Annotated in this window: 14 protein-coding genes and 2 pseudogenes; 1 reads left to right on the forward strand and 15 read right to left on the reverse strand. The window is 62.1% G+C overall.

The genetic code is table 11. The features are described from left to right. Positions 1-121 precede the first annotated feature (121 nt). Positions 122-793 (forward strand): DUF3313 domain-containing protein, encoded by a 672-nt coding sequence (locus ACOYXG_RS12185; RefSeq protein WP_103367474.1) that lies wholly within the window; start codon positions 122-124, stop codon positions 791-793. Positions 794-841: 48 nt separating this feature from the next. Here the strand turns inward: ACOYXG_RS12185 and ACOYXG_RS12190 are convergent, their stop codons facing one another. The 15 genes and pseudogenes from ACOYXG_RS12190 to ACOYXG_RS12260 all read right to left on the reverse strand — a co-directional run bounded on the left by ACOYXG_RS12190 (position 842) and on the right by ACOYXG_RS12260 (position 19546). Beyond that, on the reverse strand, positions 842-1846 hold the full coding sequence (locus ACOYXG_RS12190; protein WP_223849580.1) for a DUF3829 domain-containing protein: 1005 nt from the start codon (positions 1844-1846) through the stop codon (positions 842-844). Beyond that, positions 1843-3471: a J domain-containing protein gene (locus ACOYXG_RS12195; protein WP_460358012.1), complete on the reverse strand. Its 1629-nt coding sequence runs from the start codon at positions 3469-3471 to the stop codon at positions 1843-1845. Before ACOYXG_RS12195 ends, ACOYXG_RS12190 begins: the two co-directional genes overlap by 4 nt. Positions 3472-3571: 100 nt before the next feature. Next, positions 3572-6076 (reverse strand): spermidine synthase, encoded by a 2505-nt coding sequence (locus ACOYXG_RS12200; protein WP_460358015.1) that lies wholly within the window; start codon positions 6074-6076, stop codon positions 3572-3574. Between the two features lie 193 nt (positions 6077-6269). Then, positions 6270-7859, reverse strand: coding sequence for an arylsulfatase (locus tag ACOYXG_RS12205; RefSeq protein WP_096797328.1), 1590 nt, complete (start codon positions 7857-7859; stop codon positions 6270-6272). A gap of 71 nt (positions 7860-7930) precedes the next feature. Further along, positions 7931-8953, reverse strand: coding sequence for an HAD family hydrolase (locus ACOYXG_RS12210; protein WP_460358018.1), 1023 nt, complete (start codon positions 8951-8953; stop codon positions 7931-7933). Continuing rightward, entirely contained in the window at positions 8950-10383 is a 1434-nt protein-coding gene (locus ACOYXG_RS12215) for a hypothetical protein (protein WP_460358021.1), read from the reverse strand. The genes ACOYXG_RS12210 and ACOYXG_RS12215 overlap by 4 nt, the downstream gene beginning before the upstream one ends. Beyond that, positions 10380-11960, reverse strand: a complete 1581-nt coding sequence (locus ACOYXG_RS12220; RefSeq protein WP_460358023.1) for a VWA domain-containing protein — start codon at positions 11958-11960, stop codon at positions 10380-10382. The genes ACOYXG_RS12215 and ACOYXG_RS12220 overlap by 4 nt, the downstream gene beginning before the upstream one ends. Position 11961: 1 nt before the next feature. Then, positions 11962-12954: a vWA domain-containing protein gene (locus ACOYXG_RS12225; RefSeq protein ID WP_460358026.1), complete on the reverse strand. Its 993-nt coding sequence runs from the start codon at positions 12952-12954 to the stop codon at positions 11962-11964. After that, positions 12941-13351, reverse strand: a pseudogene (locus ACOYXG_RS12230) (DUF4381 family protein); the annotation flags it as partial. The gene ACOYXG_RS12225 and the pseudogene ACOYXG_RS12230, both read right to left, overlap by 14 nt. After that, positions 13343-13783: pseudogene (locus tag ACOYXG_RS12235) on the reverse strand (DUF4381 domain-containing protein); the annotation flags it as partial. The pseudogenes ACOYXG_RS12230 and ACOYXG_RS12235, both read right to left, overlap by 9 nt. Next, positions 13780-14715, reverse strand: coding sequence for a DUF58 domain-containing protein (locus ACOYXG_RS12240; protein WP_150368087.1), 936 nt, complete (start codon positions 14713-14715; stop codon positions 13780-13782). The gene ACOYXG_RS12240 and the pseudogene ACOYXG_RS12235, both read right to left, overlap by 4 nt. After that, positions 14712-15692 carry an AAA family ATPase gene (locus ACOYXG_RS12245; RefSeq protein ID WP_027613737.1) on the reverse strand — a complete coding sequence of 327 codons (981 nt, stop codon included), beginning with the start codon at positions 15690-15692 and terminating at the stop codon, positions 14712-14714. Before ACOYXG_RS12245 ends, ACOYXG_RS12240 begins: the two co-directional genes overlap by 4 nt. Positions 15693-15714: 22 nt before the next feature. After that, complete coding sequence (locus ACOYXG_RS12250; RefSeq protein WP_115989893.1) at positions 15715-16665, reverse strand: transporter; 951 nt, start codon at positions 16663-16665, stop codon at positions 15715-15717. Positions 16666-16677: 12 nt separating this feature from the next. Further along, the gene (locus ACOYXG_RS12255) at positions 16678-18081 is read right to left on the reverse strand and encodes a DUF1254 domain-containing protein (protein WP_097090090.1); all 1404 of its coding nucleotides are present in this window, start codon (positions 18079-18081) and stop codon (positions 16678-16680) included. 13 nt (positions 18082-18094) lie between these two features. Next, a complete protein-coding gene (locus ACOYXG_RS12260) occupies positions 18095-19546 on the reverse strand; it encodes a DUF1254 domain-containing protein (protein WP_460358031.1) in 1452 nt (483 codons plus the stop codon). Between the last annotated feature and the right edge of the window lie 9 nt (positions 19547-19555).

The following is a 19555-nucleotide window of genomic DNA, read 5'->3' on the forward strand; positions in this document are numbered from 1 at the left end:
GTTGTGATCAACTGCGCAACCACGTGTGAATCTTCAATGTTTGCAGGGCAAATCCGCGGGCATTGGCTATAACTGTAACTCCCCCAAGCAATTTCTTCGGCTTTCTGACAGGAGTTACAGCATGAAGCTTGCACTGATGATGAGCACCCTCTGCATCGCCACGCTTGGAGTGGCGGGGTGTTCGAGTAAGGTTGTCGAGCCTGACCAGTACTCCGGATTTCTCAAGGACTACAGCCAGCTCCGGGAAGCCAGATCACCGTCCGGTGCCGAGGTAATGCGTTGGGTCGATCCGAAGCTCGACATCAACCGGTTTACCAGCGTCTACGTCGAGCCGACCCAGCTCTATCCCAAGCCGCAAGCGACGGTGAAGATTCCGCAACAGACTCTCAACGGCATCACCAGCTACTACGATCAAGCGCTAAAGCGCGAAATCAGCAAGTCCTTGCCATTGGCCAACGGCCCTGGCCCCGGTGTAATCGTGGTACGTGCGGCGATTACTGCCGTGAGCAGCAAGACCGAAGGCCTCAAACCGTATGAAATCATCCCGGTTGCGCTGGTTGCGGCAGCGGTCAGCACGGCCAGCGGTATCCGCGATCAGGAAACCACACTCGCCACCGAAGCGGTGTTTCTCGACGGCGGCAGCAATAAGGTTGTGGCCCAGGTTGTGCGCAAGGGCACTGGCAAACCATTGGCAAACGACACTCAGGTAATGAAAGCCGATGACGTCAAAGCGGTGATCGATGGCTGGGCGGCGGACATGCATCAGTCCTATCTCAAGCTCAAGTCGAAGTAAGATCCGCCAGCGGGATCGTTCAGGGCGAACGATCCCGTGCGTGTTTCATCAGAACTCGGCTCGGGCCTGGCGGTTGTAATGACTGAGCAGACCGTCGTAACTCCGGTTGACTGCGTGGAAGTCGTCGCTCAGTTGCTGCGGTGGTGCGTGGTCCTGCCAGTCCTTGTGCAGTGTTTTCAACGCCGCCAGATAGCGGGTCGCTGGCTCGCCGATGTGGAACCACAGATCCCGCGCCGCGTCCGTCTTCGTCCTGAACGCGTTGTTTTGCGAGACGAGGAAGGGTGCCCGACGATCCCATGCCTGCTGCAGCTTTGCCGTGGTGTCGGCCAGCAATTGTGGCGTCAGTGTGCGGTTTCTCATGCCTTCATCGAGCAAGTCGATAGTTTCTCGGGCCTGGATCATGTATGCCAGTAAATACCAATGGATATCCTTGCCCAGACGCGCTTCCATCCGTTTCAGCTGTTCGGGGCGTTGCGCGGCGTCCAGTGGCAGCAAGGCTTCTCTCAGGGCCGTTGACGCCTTGATGTAACCGCTCGCAGCGGACTCGATGAATGCAGATTCGACAATGATGGCCGCCGGGTTTTGCGACCCGGTCGAAAAGCTGGCTTCCCTGTAAATCCGGCCGACCGGAATCACCGTCGCGAGTGTATTCAGCGAGCGGGCGTATTCAGTTGCCTTTCGCGCCAATTCGGGCTGGTAGGCCAGTAATTGAAGTTTTTCGGCGAGGCCTTGAGAGCAGACGTCGCGCTGTATGTCACGCACATTCAACGCATCGCTGTCGTCGAAATCCTTGAGGCCAAGCATCCATTGCTGGTTGTGAGGCTGAGGCGGCTGGGGATTCTTGTAACGGTCGTAAGCCACTCGCCATTGCACGTCGACCCGGTTGACGCAGCTGATGAGCGGGCTCAGGGCATTGGCCTGGGCGGTGATCGGCGCATCGCGTCCGTCCAGCCAGAGGTCGAGTTGTGAGAAGGGCCGACTGGCCCCCATCAATCCCATCACGACAACGGCGATCACCAGACCAATGGGGAACAACAAGTTCGCGTTTTTCACGGTCGCGCCTCCTTGCCGTACCACTGCTCAACGGTGGCCGGTGCGTTGCATTCGGTGGTGGTCGCCGGCATACGGCTGCACGAACGTTCAGTCCAGGGTTGCAACCCCTGATTACGGTTGACCGTGCCTTGGCTGGCGATCACGTTGATGACACCCAGCACAACGACCAGAACCACTATCCCCAGGCTCGTCAGGCAGATTTTCAGAATTGGGCTGCTCTGCTCCCAGGAGACCTGCGGTTTGACCTGGCGCCGCCGTACCAGCCCGAAAACTGCGAGGGTTGCGGTGTATACAACGCCAGCGATCGGACCGAAAAGCCAACTGAGTGCGGCTGCCATCAGCGCACAGGGAATGAGGTCGCGCAGAACTCCGAACGGCGGCGAGTCGGAGCGCAAGCCCAGGCGAATGCGTGCACTGAGCCGGTCATCCAGTAACCACCAGCGATGGGCCAGGTCATGCACCAGCCAATTGAGCCCGGCTGCGATCACGGCAAATACGACCGTCGTGATCATGACAATGTTGATCAGCCCGCTGACGCGCAGGCCCTGCGGGATGAAGTGGGTAAAATAGCCGATCAGACAAGCCAGCACGACACCCACGTATGTCGGCCAATCGTTGAAACTCAATTCCCAGTCGCGCCAGAAGAACGCGGTGCCACCGGGCATCTCCGCCCAGACCTGTGGGTTATTGGCGTACAGCGCCGAGCTCAACTTACGGCACTGCGCCCAGTCTTCTTCGCGCAGGCGTCGGGCCAGAGCGCGACGTTGATTGAAGGGGCCGTTGCCCAGGAGCATGCGCGCGGCGCGGTGTTCAGGCGTGGCGAGCGGTGCCTCGGCAAGCTGGCGCTGCCGCGCGAGAAAAATCGGCGCTTCATGACGGGCGAGCAGGCGCGTCCATTCACTCTCGGGGCAACGGTTGGTTGGGCCTGGGTGCCAGCCCTGGCCGGCGCATACCTGTTCGAAAAGGTTTGAGGACCAGTAACGGCTATCCAGCAGCAATTGACTGAGGAGCAGGTTGAGCCATTGCCGGTGCACTTCTGCTTCGAGCCACAGGTACTGCGTGCGAGACTTGTACGCCTGCAGAAAATCTTCGTCGTCCTCTAGTTCAAGGGCGTCACGCAGGGGGCGAGCGATACGCTCGCGCTGCTGAGCGAGCAGAAGCGTGATCGATTCCTCGTCCAGTTCAAGGCGCTGCCAGGCACTGAACCAGTGAAATGTGGGAATCGCCCAGTCCACCAGAGATTCCGATGTATCGGGATGCTCGATGCAGTGCTGCAGGACAGTGTCTTCGAGGATATGCGCGCAACCCTGTTGAACGGCCATCGCATGACGCTGGACCAGTTCGTCGAGGCTGATGCCCGCCAGCGAACGCGTCACCTGCTGCAACGCGTCGACTTCTACTACCGTCAGACCGGTAAGGTCCCAGTTGCCGTCGTCATCCTGCTGGTCGTCGTTGAACTGTGCCCATTCTTTGTAGTTGAGGGCCTGCTCATACGCGTCACGCAGGCGCTGAAAACCTTCGGCGTCGTCGTCCGGACGGGTCTTTTTGAGGAGGGCAGCGTATTGGCGTTTGATACTGCGCGTATCGGCGTCGGGCGTCAGGCCCAGGACGGTCCAGCAACTCATTGCGTATACAACTCCATGAAAACCTGCGACGCGACCCAGTGATGGCAATTTGATTTTGCGCACCCTACCTGTTTCGCGTCGAAAAGTCCTCAGCCGTTGCTCATTTGCCGACGAACCAGCGGAAGTATGGATTGCCGCCGTCGCTCTGCATCACTTCGCTCATGTCCCGCCCCCAGGCATCGCGGTCGCCGTTGTAGGCATGCAGGCTCGCGCGGTAGAACTGCAGCAGACGCTGGCGGTGGGTCTCCATTCGCTCAGTGAACCCGGTATCGGCATTCACCAGTGGCGGCGGCACATACAGATCCAGCAGCGCCGGCAGCACCCGGGTGATTTCCTTGCTGCGCACCCACGGCGCGTATTCGATTCGGGGCTGATCGTCAGTCACCGCCGGGGCGTTTGCGGCAAAGCGTTCAAGGCCTGCGCGGTCGGTGACCCAGGTTGCGAGCAACGCTGGCGCCGAGCCAATCCCGACATCTTGCAAGGTGCTGCGTACGCTGGCCTGCTGGAAGCGCTCGGTGATTTTCGCCGCGTCCAGCTCCATCGGTTGCAGCGAACCGACCAGCAGCATCTCGTGGAACTCGCTGGTCCACAGCGAGGCATACGGGAACACGTCGAGAAAGCTGCGCACCAGTGAGCGAGAGTCATCAATATTTTGGGTCGGCAACGGCAGCCATTGCGCGACGATGCCTTGTTGTTCAAGACGACTGGCTGCCAGTTGATAGAAGTCCCGCGAGTACAGATTGACCACGCCGGCCGCCGACGGTGGTGGCGGTTCGAGGGTGATCAGATCGTAGGTTTGCGGGCTGCGCAGCAGTTCCTGACGGCCATCGCGCAGGCGCACATCGACCCCGGGATCGCTGGCGGCGTTGAAGTTGCCTTTGAACAGAGGCGCGGCCTTGACCACCGATGGCAGCAGCTCGGCGACCACCCGATGTTCCAGCCCCGGATAGCGCAGCATCGCACCGGCGGTGATCCCGGTGCCGAAGCCGATCACCAGTGTCGAACGTGGTTCGCCGTTGTGGATCAGCAACGGCAGCAGCGCCTGGATGCGCATGTAGCGCAGCGACGGCATGGCGTCGCCGGTGTTGGACACGCCTTGAATGTACAGGCGGTGGAAGCTGTTCTCACCACGGCCCTGAGCGACCACCGCCACGGTGCCGCCACGGCCTTCCTCGTAGAACGCCAGCGTGCCGTTACGCGCACCGGGCAGCAGACTGGCGAGTTTGTCCACTGGCGTCAGTACGGCCAACGCCACCGATACCAGTCCCAGCGCGACCACCGCCTGACGCCGGCCTTTTTTGACGTGATGCCCCTTGCGCACGGCCACGTAGCCGATGCCGGCCGCGATGATCGCCAGCAAGCCCAGCGTGCGCACCAGCCCCAGCGGCGGGATCAGCAGAAAACCGCAGAACATCACCCCGACAATCCCGCCCAGGGTGTTGAACGCAACCACGGCCCCGACATCGCGGCCGACCCGCTCACGACCGACACTCAAGCGCAGCGCCAGTGGAAACGCCGCGCCGAGCAACAGCGTCGGCACAAACACGATGCTCAGCGCCGCCACTGCGAAACGTGCGCTCATACCGGCCAGTTCGCTGGCGCCCAAGGCCAGCAGCCAGCTCTCGGCCTGACTCTGGGCCAACACCAGCCAGCGCCCGAGCAGGGCAATTTCCAGCAAGGCGATCAGCCCGGCACCGGCAATCAACAGACCGAACACGCCCCATGGATCGCGAATGCGCTCGACGCGGCGGGCGAGCAGGGCGCTGCCGATGAACAGCCCGGTCAGGTACGTCGCGAGCACCACGGCGAACGCGTAGGTGCGGGTGCTCATGAACTGCACGATCGACTGCGACCAGACCACTTCATACCCCAGCGCCACGCCGCCGGCGATGGAGTACAGCCACAGTGCGGTGCGGTCCGCGGCTTTCTCGGTGTGATGTTTGACCGCAGCCGCCACCGGCGTCGGCTGTTGACGCTGCCACCACAGCGCACCGGCTGCGGCCAGCAGATTGAGCATTGCGGCAAACAGCGCACTGCCGCGCACGCCGAGGGTGGCGATCAGCACGAACGCGGCGAGCAAGGTGCCGACAATCGCGCCCAACGTGTTCGCTGCGTACAACTGACCGCCGGCCTTGCCCGGGTCAGCCGCCAGCGAGCGCACCAATACCGGGAGCGTGCCGCCCATCAACACCGCCGGAATCCCCACCAGCGTGAACGGCAAGCACCAGGCGAGAAGGCTGATATGACCTTGCAACCAGGCAAACGGGCTCGCCGCCAGGCTCATCGCAACCGTGGCGCCAACGCCAAGAATCGCCACCAACACTTCAAGCCCGGCGTAGAGCAGCACCGGTTGCTGCAAGCGATCAGCCCAGCGCCCGAACAGCCAGCCACCGATGGCCAGCCCGGCGAAAAACGCGCTGATGCCGGTGGTGATGGCGTAAACCTCGACGCCGACCACCAGCGACAACTGCTTGATCCACAGCACCTGATACACCAGCGCGGCGGCGCCGGAGATGCACAACAGCAGGGCGGGGATCAGCAGCGCCGGGGTGGCGGCTTGAGTGGTGGGTATGGCCGACGGCTTGCTGGCGATACGTGAGGACATGCGGATTGCCTTATTTCAATTCGGAAAATGCTGTGTCGGTGCCGGCCTCTTCGCGAGCAGGCTCGCTCCCACACTGGACTTGTGTCCACCACAAATCCCCTGTGGGAGCGAGCCTGCTCGCGAATGGGCCGATACGATCCCAGATTGGAAACAGGGCCGCCCGCCAATGAGGGCGGGCGGCAGTTCAACGGTCTTACTGTGCAGCCGGTGCCGCTTTCATTTTCTCTTCAATCTTCGCGTCCACCGCAGCACGAATCTGGTCGATGCTGAAGCTCGCCGGTTTCTGGCTCGGCGGATACTCGATGAAGGTCTGCAGGAAGCGCGCTGCCTTGGTTGTCGCAACGGCAACCAGGTAAACGTTTTTGGTCGACCAGTCGTAGTATTGATCGGAAACCACGTCGGCCCGCTCGTACGGGTCCATTCTCAGGTTGAAGATCTTGGGCACGCGCAAGGGCGTGAACGGATTGCTCCACACCGCAAAACCACCCGGCGCTCGCTGCTCGGCGAAAACGGCCTTCCAGTTGCCAAAGCGCATTGAAACCAGCATGCCGTCGTCGTTGAAGTAGTAGAACTCCTTACGCTCACCGTTGGGTTGCTGGCCGGTCAGATAGGGCAACTGGTTGTAACCGTCCAGATGCACTTTGAAGTTGTTGCCTCCGGAGGTCGGCGCCCAGCCCTTGAGCAGCTTGTCTTTCACCTCGGTGTCACCGGCAGCAGCGAGCAAAGTCGGGAACCAGTCCAGGCCCGAGAACATCTCGTTGGAGACTTCCCCCGGCTTGATCTTGCCCGGCCAGCGAATCATCGCCGGTACACGGTAGGCGCCTTCCCAGTTGGAGTTCTTCTCGTTACGGAACGGTGTGGTCGCCGCGTCCGGCCAGGAGAACTGGTTCGGGCCGTTGTCGGTGGTGTAGACCACGATCGTGTTGTCGGCGATTTTCAGGTCGTCGAGGGTCTTGAGCAATTTGCCGACATCTCCGTCGTGTTCCAGCATGCCGTCGGCGTATTCGTTGCCGGGCATGCCGCTCTGGCCCTTCATCGAGTCACGCACGTGGGTGAACAGGTGCATGCGCGTGGTGTTCATCCAGACGAAGAACGGCTTGTCGGCCTTGGCCTGTTTCTCGATGAACGCTTGCGCGGCAGCGGTGGTTTCGTCGTCGATGGTTTCCATGCGCTTGGTGGTCAGCGCGCCGGTGTCCTCGATCTTGCCGTCGGCGAAACTGTGGATTACGCCCCGTGGCGAGTTGGCTTTGACAAAGTCCGGGTCATCCTTGGGCCAGTAGGGGCGTTCGGGTTCCTCTTCGGCGTTCAGGTGATAGAGGTTGCCGAAGAACTCGTCGAAACCATGGTTGGTCGGCAGGTATTCATCTTTGTCCCCAAGGTGGTTCTTACCGAACTGACCGGTGGCGTATCCCTGAGACTTGAGCGCCTGAGCGATGGTGATATCGCGCTTTTGCAGGCCCACCGTCGCTCCCGGCGCACCGACTTTCGACAGGCCGGTACGCAGCGGCGTCTGGCCGGTGATGAACGAGGATCGTCCGGCGGTGCAGCTGTTCTCCGCGTAATAGTCGGTGAACATCATGCCTTCTTTGGCAATCCGGTCGATGTTCGGGGTCTTGTAGCCCACCACGCCCATGGAGTAGGCGCTGATGTTGGTCTGGCCGATGTCATCACCAAAGATGACGAGAATGTTGGGTTTCTCAGCCGCTGTGGCCGTTGCCGACAGCGCCATCACCGAGGTTGCCACCAGGGCGAGTTTCGGTAGCCACTTGCGTATGCGAGTCATCTGACTTGCTCCTTATCGCGGGGGTCGTTGTTGCGACTTACGTTTCTTGCAGTCCTGCATCACGCTTTTTCTTATTGCACCTGCCCGGTTGCCGGTGGCTCGAACGGGTAGATCCGGCGCCATTCGGTCGCCATGTCCACCACGGTCCAGCCACGGGAATTTGCTTCGTCGAGGGCTTTGTCGAGTCGCCCGATATCGGATTTTCGGTCGTAGGCCCACTCGCGTCTGGCGTCGGTGTGGTGCACCAGCCCCATGAAGCGTTTGCCGGGGCCGGCGGCGGTCCACTGCAGCATCTGCAGGTCGCCGTCGGAATTGCCGAACGCGAGGATCGGCCGTTTGCCGATCACTGCATCAATGCTCTCCGGTTTGCCCGGGCCGTCGTCGTTGTGTGCCAGTTTCCGGGTGCGCAGGATCGAGGCCTGGCCGTCCTTGAACTGGAACGCGGTGACGAACGTGGTGCCGATCACCTGTTCCGGCGGGATGCCGTAAACCTTCTCGGCGAAGGCGCGCATGAAGCCGGTGTCGCCGCCGGAAACGATGTAGGTCTTGAAGTCCTGGCTGCGCAGGTAGTCGAGCATTTCCAGCATCGGCTGGAAGATCATCTCGGTGTAGGGCTTGCCGGTTTTCGGATGTCGAGCCTGGCTCAGCCAGGTCTTGGCGTAATCGTCGAAAGCCTCGGTGGTCATGCCGGTGTGGGTGGCGCCGAAGATCTTGATAATCCCGTCCATGCCGGCGGCGGCCAGGGCCTGATGATCGTTTTCCAGCACGGCTTTGAATGGCTGGGTGGTTTGCCATTCCGGGTGCTGCGGCGCATTGCGCTTGACTTCGTCGAGGGCGAACAGCAACTCGAAATACATCGGCTGCTCGCTCCACAGGGTGCCGTCGTTGTCGAACACGGCAATGCGATCGGCGGGTTTGACGAAATCTTTGCCGGACTGATCGGTGACGGCTTGCACAAACTCGATGATGTGTTTTTTGGCCGGGCCGTCGTTCCATGACGGCAGTGGCTCGCTGGCCTGGGCCAGCAGTGGCAATGCCAGCGCAAACACCAGCGCAAGGCTGAAACGTTGACGCTGCTGCGGTGGATGGGTCATGGGAAATCCCTTTCATGAACGGGGTTGAGCGGGCGCAGGGCCGGAGCCGGTTTGCGCTGCTGTTGGGCGGCCTGACTGTGAAGCGTAGTCAACGATTCATGCAGTTGAGCGAGTGTTTGTGCAGTCTGTGGATCACGTCCATAAAGCCCGCGCAACAGGCCTTGCAGTCGCGGGCCGGCATTCACCAGTTGCAGCCCGAGGCGACTGCGGCGCAGCCACAGATACAAGGCGCTCAATTGCGCCGGTTGAGCCTGCAGTTGCGGGTTGATCTGCTGCCAGGCGAAGTCCGCCGATTGCTCCCAGGCCAGTTGCCGCGCGTGCTTGCGCGCCTGCCATTGGTGCCGGGCGCGCATCAGCGCCGGACGCAGCCAATAACCGACGCCAATACACACGGCGAGTAGCGCCAGCCACAGCAACCAGCGCGTGGAAAAATGCGGGTTGTTGCGGCCGAGCTGCTGGAGATCGTCGGTGATCGAAAACACCGGTTTGTAGGCGCTGTTGGCTGCGGCTTCGAAGGTCACTGCCGGCACGTGCGCAATGCGGCTCTGCTGCGTTTTGACGTCCCACCATTTCACCGCGATGGCCGGCAGGGTGTAGGCGCCAGCCTTGTCGATGCGGTAGGTGACGGCGTCGATGCGCTGACCACCGAGCACGTTGCCGCGGCCGTCATCCAGGTGAGTGACTTGTGGGGTCTGCAGATAACGACTCAGCCCGGCCACGTCAGCCAATGGCGGAACCGGGAGCGCCATCGCCAGTGCGCCATCGGCTTGCAGGATCAGTTGCCGGGTGATGCTGTCACCGGTTTTCAACGGGGTTGCCGAGTTGGTCAGGCTTTGGCTCAGGCGCACACCGCTGGCCACCAGCGGTGTTTCTCCGGGTTTGAAGCCGGGTGGCTGAGCGGCACTGAAGTGCAACGGTTGGCTGTGTGCGCTGATCGCTGTGCTGGCCTGACCCGGTGTCGCACTCACCGTCAACGGCGGAATCTCGAAGCGGCGGGCGACATTCGGGGTGATCTGGTAGCTGTAGCGCAAGCCGCTGAAGGATTGCCCGTCGATGGTCTGATTCAGGTGTTGGGCCTGGCCGTCCGGCGGCGTGACCAGGGCGCCGTCGAGTTTCAGCTCGGGCAGGGTGGCGGCGCTGGTGAACCAGGTGTCGGTGAGCACGTCGACTTGCAGCTCGAGCAGTCCGCCGACCATCGCGCCTTCGGCGGGTTGCAGGTGGGCCTGGATTTTCAGTTGGGGTTCGGCGGCAGAGGCATTCAGGCTGAGCAAGCCGGTCATGAGCAAGGTGCAGATTTTTTTGCTGGCAGATCTGGCCTCATCGCTGGCAAGCCAGCTCCCACAGGGGGTGTCTGTGTTTTCGCCAATCGAGTTAACAGCGCAAAACCTTGTGGGAGCTGGCTTGCCAGCGATGAAGCCAACCCGGTTCATGGTCTGGCCCCCGACTGATCCTGCAAACTGAACTTCTGCCTGAGAAACTTCGCCGGCGAGGTGCTCAGGTTCTGTAACCACAACGCATCGGACGTCGCCTGTTCGGTCTCGACCTTTTTGCTCTGGCCCTTGCCCGGTGCCTTGTCGAATTTCACTTCGTCCGGTTTGGTCTCGGGGGCGTTCTTTTCGGCGCTGTCGGTGTCCTTGAGCAACGCCTGCGCCAGCGCCAGATTGGCCGTGGCTTCGGGGAACTGCGGTTGCCGCTGCAAGGCCTGGGTGTAGGCGGCAATCGCCTGATCGAACTTGAAGCGCCGCACGTAAATGTTGCCCAGGTAGAACCACGCTTGCGCCGTGTCCAGCCGGGCAAAGGTCGCCAGTGCGAGGTCGTAGTCCGCCGCATGATAGGCCGCGACGCCTTTCCAGTACGGATCGACAAACAGCGCCGCCGCTTGCGGCCAATGCTCATGCTCGGCGGCCCAGCGCCCTTGCTGATCGCGGGTGAAGAACGCGTCGGTCAGTGCACTGGCCTGGGCGGGTGCGGCAGGCCAGCCAAGGCTTGTGGCCAATAGCAGCGCCGGTACCCAGTTGATGCTCCAGCCCTTGCGCACACCGAGCAGCGCCAACAATAGAAGAGGCCAGCACAGCCAGTAACCGGCGTCCTTCCAGTGCAATCGCTGCTGTTCAGCGCTGGCACTCTGGAAATGTTGTTGGGCGTGCAGCTCGATCCAGTCCAGATCATCGTCGTCGAGGGTGAGGCTGCCCAGCGGCGCGTCAAGGGCGGCGGCCAATTGCTTGAGTGCCGCCGGATCGAAACGGCCTAGCAGCGGACGCCCGTTGCTGTCGACTGCCGGCTGGCCGTTGGCGCCCTGAATCACGCCGCCATCCGCGTTGCCGACCGCGAGTACCAGTACCTGCAATTGGTTGTCGTCGAGTTGTTTGTCGAGACCATCGAGCTGTGCAACGTCAGCACCGTCGGTGATCAGCAGCAGGCTGCCCGGGGTTTGCTCGGCGCTGAGCAGGCGTTTGGCCTGCTCGATGACGGCGCTAACGTCCTTGCCCGGTTTGTCGATGAGGCCTGTGCCCAGCGCCTGAATGAAGGTGTCGAGCAACGCCGGATCGTCGGTCGGCGGCAACACCAGATGCGCGCTGCCGGCATAGGCGATCAGTGCGGTGCGGGAGCCGGCGCGACGCTGAATCAGGTCGTGGAGTTTGTGCTTGGCCGCTTCCAGGCGCGTCGGTGGCACGTCGCTGGCGTCCATCGATGGCGACAGATCCACGGCGACGATCAGCGGCGCGCGATTCTGCAGAAAGTCCGGGCGATCCTGCTCCCAGGTCGGCCCGGCCGCGGCGAGCGCCCCGAGGGCCAACACCGCGCACAGCCAGTGCACCGGGCGCAGGCGCTGCTGATCCTTTGGCGTGACCAAAAGGTGCGGCAGCAAATGTTCGGCGATGTTGTTGCGTAGCCGGCGCTGCAAGTCGCGGCTGCGGCGCCAGAGCAGTGGCAGCAGCGCGGCGAACAGTGCGAGCAGCAGCCACAGCGGGCGCAGGAAATGCAAGTCACCGAGATTGATCTCCATCTCAGGCCTCCTGCCGCTGGCGGGCCAGCGCCAGGCGCGGGCGCAGCAGGGCACCGAGGTGATACAGCGCCAACAGCGTCAGCGCCGCGCCCAGCGGCCAATGAAACAACTCGCGTTGCGGCTGATGGCTAAGGGTTTTCACTTGATGCGGCGTGAGGCGATCGAGGGTGCTGTAGACCTGATCCAGTGCCGTACGATCTTCGGCGCGGAAGAACTGCCCGCCAGTGGTTTGGGCGATCTGTTGCAGCCCGCGCAGATTGACCTGCGCCTCGCCGGACGCCGTCGGGTCGCCTATGCCGATGGTGTGAATGACCACGCCTTTGTTGGCGGCCATTTCCGCGGCGTGGTCGGGGGTGATCGCGCTGCTGGTGTCGTTGCCGTCAGTGAGCAGGATCAGCACCTTTTGCTGTTCGTGCGCCTGGTCGAGCAGCTTCAGGCTCAATCCGATGGCATCACCGATGGCGGTGTTGGGCCCGGCCATGCCGATACCAGTGTCGGCCAGCAACAGCGCAAGGCTGGCATGGTCGAGGGTCAGGGGTGCCTGCGGATAGGCGCCGCTGCCGAACACGATCAGACCGATGCGGTCATCCTTGCGCTTGGCGATGAAGCCTTGCACCACCTGTTTGACGGCGGCGAGGCGATTGATTTTCTGGCCATCGGCATTGCTGAAATCTTCAGTCTCCATCGATTGCGAAATGTCGATGGCGAGCATCAGGTCGCGCACCGGTTGCTGGCGTTCGATGGGTTTTTCAACGAACACCGGGCGCGCGGCGGCGAGCAGGATCAACGTCCACACCAGAAGATTGAGCAGCATTTGCCAGGGGTTCTGACGATTGCCGACCCGGCTCGGCGCTTCCCCGACGGCGCGGCTCATGGCGCCGAAAAACGGCACGCGCACGGCGCTGCGCGCCTCCTGATACGCCGGTAGATAACGCAAGGTCAGCCACGGCAATGGCAGCAGGAGCAACAACCACGGGTAATCAAGCTGCCACATGGTGCTGCTCCACCCAATGTTGGCAGGTGTCGAACAGCGCCTGGCGCTGTTCGGCGGGGAGGGCGCGCAAGGTGGCGTCGGGGGCGTAGGCGAGTAGGGCCAGTTGTGCGCTGAAGTCGTCGGGCAGCCTGGTTTTGCAGTGCTGCTGCAGAAAGGCTTGCCACTCATCTTTCCCCAGCGCCGCAGGACTCTGTGGGAGCGGGCTTGCTCGCGAAAGCGCTGTGTCAGGCGCCATCAATGTTGGATGTGCCGACGCCTTCGCGAGCAAGCCCGCTCCCACAGGGGTTGTGTTCCTGTTTCGGGATTGGGTTGGCATCGAAAGGGCCACGCGTTTGAGCAGTTCGGGCAACTCGCGCAGGGCATTGAGATCAGCGCTGCGCCTACGTAATTGCGCCAGCCCTTGCGACTCATCTCTCCCCAGCGCCGCAGGACTCTGTGGGAGCGGGCTTGCTCGCGAAAGCGCTGTGTCAGGCGCCATCAATGTTGGATGTGCCGACGCCTTCGCGAGCAAGCCCGCTCCCACAGGGGTTGTGTTCCTGTTTCGGGATTGGGTTGGCATCGAAAGGGCCACGCGTTTGAGTAGTTCGGGCAACTCGCGCAGGGCATTGAGATCATCACTGCGCTCACGCAACTGCGCCAGCCGCACCAGCGCTTCGCGCCGATACTGATCCCGTCGCCACTGCACATAACGCCGCACGCCAACCATCAACGCCAGCACAACCAACAACGCCAGCAACAGCCACCAGCCCCAGGTCTGCGGCGCATAACTCACCGGCACCGGCAGGCTCAGCTCCTTGAGCTGGCCGATGTCCGGGATATTCGGGTTCATCGCCGTGGGCCGGCAGACTTGCCAAGCTCGGCGCGCAATTGCGCGTGGGCCTCTTCGGCGGTGCTGAACATCATCAGCGGCACCTGACTGCGGCGCAGCAGGGTGGCGACGTCCTTAAGGCGGCCACCGAGGTAATCGCCCAATGGCTGATGCACGCTGCGTTTCTCGACAGCCAGTTCCACCTGCAATTGGCCTTGGGTGACCAGCAGCCGGCCATCGCTCGGCAGCTTCAAGGCCAGTGGATCGTAGACTTGCAGGGCAATCACGTCGTTGTGCGCGCGCAGTTGCCGCATCAATTGCAAGGTGCGTTCACCCGCCCCGGCGAAGTCGCTGACGATGCAGATCAAATGGTCGTGACCGGCCAACGCCAGGCAACGCTGCAAGGCCTTGTCCAACTGATCCTCGTCTTCGGCGTCGGGATTGGCCGCGTTCAGCGCCTGATTCTGTTGCGCCACGCGGCTGAGCAGGGCTTCGACCCGTTTGCGGCTGCGCAACGGCGCGATGCTGTCGATGCGTTGATCGTTGAACACCAGACCGCCCACCCGGTCACCGGCGTTGAACACCATCCACGCTGCCAGTGCGCCGAGTTCAGCGGCGAGGGCAGATTTGAAACTGCGTCGCGAGCCGAAGAACATCGACATGCGCTGATCGACCACGATCAATGCCGGGCGGTCGCGCTCTTCAGTAAAAGTGCGAACCACCGGTTTGCCTGTACGCAGGGAAGCGCGCCAGTCGAGGTGGCGCAAATCATCACCAGTCTGATAACGGCGTAGCTCATCGAAGTTCAAACCACGGCCACGCAGGCGCGAGGCATGGTTTCCGGCAAGGATGCTGCCCTGGGGCTGGCGCGCCAGAAAACTCAGGTCACGGGCCTTGAACTCCAGCGCCATCAATTGCGCCAGAGACACGTAGACCAGACCGTTCGTGTTCATGCCGGAATCGCCACTTTATCCAGCAAACGGTCGAGCACCTGATCGGCAGTTACGCCATCCGCGACCGCGTCGTAGCTCAATTGCAGGCGATGGCGCAGCACCGGATGCACCACGGCGCGCACGTTGTCCGGCGAGACGAAATCCTGGCCCTGCAACCACGCGTCGGCCCGCGCGCAACGATCCAGGCCGATGCCGCCCCGGGGACTGGCACCGATGCTGATCCAGCGTCCGAGGTCTTCATCGTAATCGGCCGGGTGGCGAGTGGCGTTGATCAGGTCGATCAGGTAGCGGTCGATGGCCGGTGATACATGCACCGCGCTGACCTCCTTGCGCGCGGCGAAGATCACTTCCTGTGACAGGCTGAAGCCCTTGCCCGGCGCGGTGTTCGCGCCTTGGGCAAACTCCTCGGCGCGCAACAGGCGCAGTACCTGGCTCTCGTTATCGGCGCTGGGGTAATCCAGCAACACCTTCATCAGGAACCGGTCCATCTGCGCTTCCGGCAACGGATAAGTGCCTTCCTGCTCGATCGGGTTTTGTGTGGCGACCACAATGAACAGTTCCGGCAGCACGTGACTGGTGCCAGCAACGGTAATCTGCCGTTCTTCCATGGCTTCCAGCAGCGCCGCCTGCACCTTGGCCGGGGCGCGGTTGATCTCGTCGGCGAGGATCAGATTGCCGAACAGCGGACCGGGCTGGAAGCGGATCTCGTTTTGCCCGGCGACCTGATGCAGCACTTCGGCGCCGGTGATGTCCGAGGGCAGCAAGTCGGGGGTGAACTGGATGCGGCTCATCTTCGCGTCCAGATGCGTGGCCAGCGCCTTGACCGTGCGCGTCTTGGCCAGCCCCGGCAGGCTTTCGAGCAGCAAATGCCCGTTGGCCAGCAGGCCAAGGAGGATCTGCCGAATGACCTGATCCTGGCCGAGTACGGCTTCGGCGATGCTCGCTTGCAGGGCATTGAGGTCGGTGAGTGTGGTCATGGGACAGTCCTTTGTGGCCGGTCTAGAAAAACGCCAGGGTCATGTTGACGGCAATTCCGTTGCCTTCAGGGCGGTTCTTGGTGTCGAACTCCGGCACCCAACGCGCACTGATGTTGGCCTGGGCATCGGCGAATTTGCCGCTCCAGGCGACCACCGGCCCGGCGCCGACGGAGCGGCCACGGAAGCCATTCAGGCTGTCGGCGGTCTGGCCCTTGTCGTCGGTGACTTGCTGGATATAACCGGCCGCGAGACCTGCGCTCCAGCCACTGCCGAAGCCGTGAGTCCACAAGGCATCGAGGGTGAAGATGTTGCCGTTGCGGTAATCGGTGGCAGTGTTTTCGGTGTAGAACTCCAGGCCACTGGACAGGGTGAACTCGCCCCCCTTGCCGTCCAGATGGGTGAAGGCCACGGTGGGCATGAACGTGTAATTGTTCTGCCCCGGGTTGGCCAGGCGATTGTCGTTGTAGGCGCCGGTCGGCACGTAGATCGGCAGGGAGAACGCGATGTGGTTGAGCTCGTCGAAGTGGTAGCCGGCGGCAATCGGCGTGACCAGCGCGTCGGCGAACTGGGTCCCGGAATCGCTGGTGCCGAGGGTGCGTCCGCGCGGACCGGTGATCGCCGCGTCAATGTCGGTGTACTGCACTGGAACGCCGATTGCCGAGGCAAAATTCCATGGGCCTTTGCCGGTGTCCCAGATGTGCGTCAGGTTGGTCATGGTGTAGGACACTTTCATGTCGATCCCGGCACTGACTTCACCGGAAATCGGCGCGCCGCGACTGCCCTTGAGCGATCCGTCGTACCAGATGCTGGTGACCGAGACTACCCAGCCCGGTTCGGGCGGGATGATCCCGGCGTTGGAATACACCTGTTGCCCGGTGATCGGCCGGCCCACGCCACCCTCGGCTGCATAGAGTTGAGTACTGCCGATCATGCACAGCGCCAGCAGCGGACGCACAACGTAAGGCTTGACCATCACTGGCTCCGTTTATTGTTTTGAGTTGACGGGGTTGAGCAAGGGCATCTTCCACTCGCCGCTGGCCACTTCCGGTTTCGGCAGGTACAGGCGCAACACGCCGTAGAATGGCCCGTTCGGTGCCGGCAGCCAGTTGGCCTGCTTGTCCTTGCCGGGATTGTCGTGCTGCACGTAGAGGGTCAGTCCGCCGTCGGCATCGAGCTTGAGATCCGGCAGCATCCGCGAGTTGATCAGGTAGCGATTGAGCGGGTTGGCCACCAGCAACTTGCTTTTGCCGTCGTACATGGTCAGCGACCAGAAAGCGTCGGCCGGGGGCAGGGCGCCTTTGTCGAAATGCAGGGTGTAGTCGTGTTTCGCTGCGTTGGCCGGCTGGCCGTCCTTATCGACGAAATAGCCGATGTAGTTCGCCTCTTCGGCAGAGTTGCCGAAGATGCCCATGTTGGCGCCGGCGTAGCGATACAGGTAATTGCCCTTGAGGTGATCGCGGGTGCCGAACAGGTCACCGCTGCTGATTTCGTGCGTGTCGACCTTGTCTTTCTTGAACGCGGCGAATTCGGCCTTGGCGTCACTGATGCCGTCTTCGAGGGCCTTGCGTTGCTCGGTGCTGAGCGTTTTCAGGTCGAATGGCTGACCGGCGCCGATGCCGATTTTGGCGAAGCGTGCGAGCAGGTCTTTTTCGACATCCTGCGGCGGGGTGAAGGCGAGCATGAAGTTCAGGTAGCGGAACAGCTCCGGGGTTTCGCTCATGGTCGGCGTCGGTTTCGGCCAACTGACTTTCGGCGCCGGCGCCGGGGCCTTCTGTTTTACGTAGTGGCTCAGCGGCTCGACCTTGTAGCCTTTCTGGATCTGCTTGACCTTGCCCAGATCTTTTTCGTCGAACAGCTGCGTGCGGTACAGCGCGTAGGCGATGTTGCTTTCGCTGCGCACCAGCCGCTCGATGTTGATCGGTTGCTGACCCTGCCAGTCAGGCCCGGCGATCATGAAGTGGCCACCGTTATTACCGGTGCTGCGGGTGCCCAGGTAAGCGAAGTTCTGCGTGTAGGCGTCGATCAGTTGCACCGAGTAGTAACGGTGTTCTTCGATCGGCGGCAAGGTCAGGATCAACGGCTCGCTACGCAGATCCATCCAGACGAACGAGTAGGGCGTGTCGGCGTTCGGCGTGACGAACGCGGTGTCCTTGGCGGTGAAGGCCTTGGCGGTGTTGCCGATCTGGTTGAACGGTGCCTTGAAGTTTGGGCTCTTGCTGTCCACGGCCTGGGTGTACAGAGTCTTGTACATTTCCACTACCGGGAAGCCATACAGATAGGCTTCCCTGGCGATGCCTCGGGCTTCTTCGGGGCTGGCGCTGAAATCGGCCCAGGCGCTACAGCTCAGGGCGAGGGTGATACCGGTCAGCCATAGATTGCGTGTGTTCATGCGGCGTCCTTATTCATTGCACGACCGTGATGTCGTCGAGTTTCCAGCTCTTGTCGAAATAGGCTTCGGTCGGCGCGTACAGGCGGAAGTAGCTGAACCAGTGCTTGCCGGGCACGGTTTGCACCCAGTTGTTCTCGAAGCCTTTGGGTGCGCTTGGGCCGAAGTACAGGTCCACCGAGCCATCGGCGTTTTTCTTCAGATCCTGGCGCGAGGACAGGTCGGCCTTGCGCTGCGGATTGTCGATCAGGCAACGGCTGTGGATGTCGTACACGGTCATCGACCAGAACTGCTTGGCCGGCGGGTTGGCGCCGACGTGCAGGCGATAGGTCTTGCCACCGTCGAGCCAGTCACCCTTGGCATCGGTGTAGGCGCCGAGGTAGGTCTGGCCGAGGCCCGGGGTCTTGGAGACCATGCCTTTGGTATTGGTCACCGCTTCGTAGAACCAGGCGCTGCGTTCCCACAACTGGTCGTAATAGGCCACGCGTTGCGACGGTTCGGCGATGTTGAGCACCGTGTCCCAATGCCGGTCGGGCCAGTACTGCGCGTCAGGAAAGCGCTTGGCAAAGGTGTTGGCCTTGGCGATCAGTTCACCGACCTGCGCGCCGGACTCCAGGGCCTGACGCTGCTGGGTGTTGGGGTTGAAGGGTTTGTCCTTCTCGATGCCGAGACTGGCGAGCATCGCCATGTAGAAGCGGTCACGTTCATTCACCGGTTCTTTCTGGATGATCTGATGCAGCCGCTGCCAGTAAGCGATGCCGCGCGGCTGGGTGCCCGACCACTTTTTACCGTCAGGCGACAGCAGGCGGGTCTTGCTCGGCTCGGCGCGTTTGGCGTAGGGGTACATTTTGAATTGCTCGACCAGCGCCTTGCCCTTGGCTGGATCCGGATCCAGCACCCGGAAGCCCACCAGCACGTTCATGGTTTCCGATTTGGCCAGGTAATACTTGTCGGCATCGGCCGGTGGCTCCGCGCCCGGCGGCAGCACCAGGTATTTGCCGCCCTGGCCTTTGTCCGGGCCGGTCTGGCCCATGTCGATGATCGCCCGCTGCCAGAAATCGCCGATGCCGCCGGCGGTCGGTCCCGGTGGCAGTTCAATCACCAGCGGCCCGGTTTCGCTGAGGTCGACGAAGCCGAGAATGTACGGCGTGGTGGCGTTGGCGGTGATCACGCCGAGTTTGTCTTCGTAGCTGTTGAGCACCATCAGATCGCCGTTGCGTGCGCCAAGCTTGTCGCGAAACTCTTCCTGCCACTGCGCGTAGGACACCAGTGGCAAGGCCCACAGGTAACTTTGGGTCGCCTGCTGGAAATCCAGCTCGGCGTAGAGTCTGGCAATCGACTCATGGGCCGGCAGTTCGCCTTCCATGGCGATCTTGCCGATACGCGTGTCGAGCTCCTGGGCACCGACGCCGCAGCTGGCGAACAGGGTCATCAGGCTGAAACCGGCAGCGCGTAAAGCGATGTGCATGGCGATGTC

This window comes from Pseudomonas sp. G3-39, from assembly GCF_054790485.1.

Bases quoted from the DNA above. Each gene is read 5' to 3' on its own strand.
- ACOYXG_RS12205 (WP_096797328.1), bottom strand. From the start codon at position 7,859: ATGACTCGCATACGCAAGTGGCTACCGAAACTCGCCCTGGTGGCAACC.
- ACOYXG_RS12250 (WP_115989893.1), bottom strand. From the start codon at position 16,665: ATGGTCAAGCCTTACGTTGTGCGTCCGCTGCTGGCGCTGTGCATGATC.
- ACOYXG_RS12255 (WP_097090090.1), bottom strand. From the start codon at position 18,081: ATGAACACACGCAATCTATGGCTGACCGGTATCACCCTCGCCCTGAGC.
- ACOYXG_RS12195 (WP_460358012.1), bottom strand. From the start codon at position 3,471: ATGAGTTGCTGGACCGTCCTGGGCCTGACGCCCGACGCCGATACGCGC.
- ACOYXG_RS12260 (WP_460358031.1), bottom strand. From the start codon at position 19,546: ATGCACATCGCTTTACGCGCTGCCGGTTTCAGCCTGATGACCCTGTTC.
- ACOYXG_RS12185 (WP_103367474.1), top strand. From the start codon at position 122: ATGAAGCTTGCACTGATGATGAGCACCCTCTGCATCGCCACGCTTGGA.
- ACOYXG_RS12240 (WP_150368087.1), bottom strand. From the start codon at position 14,715: ATGAACACGAACGGTCTGGTCTACGTGTCTCTGGCGCAATTGATGGCG.
- ACOYXG_RS12220 (WP_460358023.1), bottom strand. From the start codon at position 11,960: ATGGAGATCAATCTCGGTGACTTGCATTTCCTGCGCCCGCTGTGGCTG.
- ACOYXG_RS12245 (WP_027613737.1), bottom strand. From the start codon at position 15,692: ATGACCACACTCACCGACCTCAATGCCCTGCAAGCGAGCATCGCCGAA.
- ACOYXG_RS12215 (WP_460358021.1), bottom strand. From the start codon at position 10,383: ATGAACCGGGTTGGCTTCATCGCTGGCAAGCCAGCTCCCACAAGGTTT.
- ACOYXG_RS12225 (WP_460358026.1), bottom strand. From the start codon at position 12,954: ATGTGGCAGCTTGATTACCCGTGGTTGTTGCTCCTGCTGCCATTGCCG.
- ACOYXG_RS12200 (WP_460358015.1), bottom strand. From the start codon at position 6,076: ATGTCCTCACGTATCGCCAGCAAGCCGTCGGCCATACCCACCACTCAA.
- ACOYXG_RS12210 (WP_460358018.1), bottom strand. From the start codon at position 8,953: ATGACCCATCCACCGCAGCAGCGTCAACGTTTCAGCCTTGCGCTGGTG.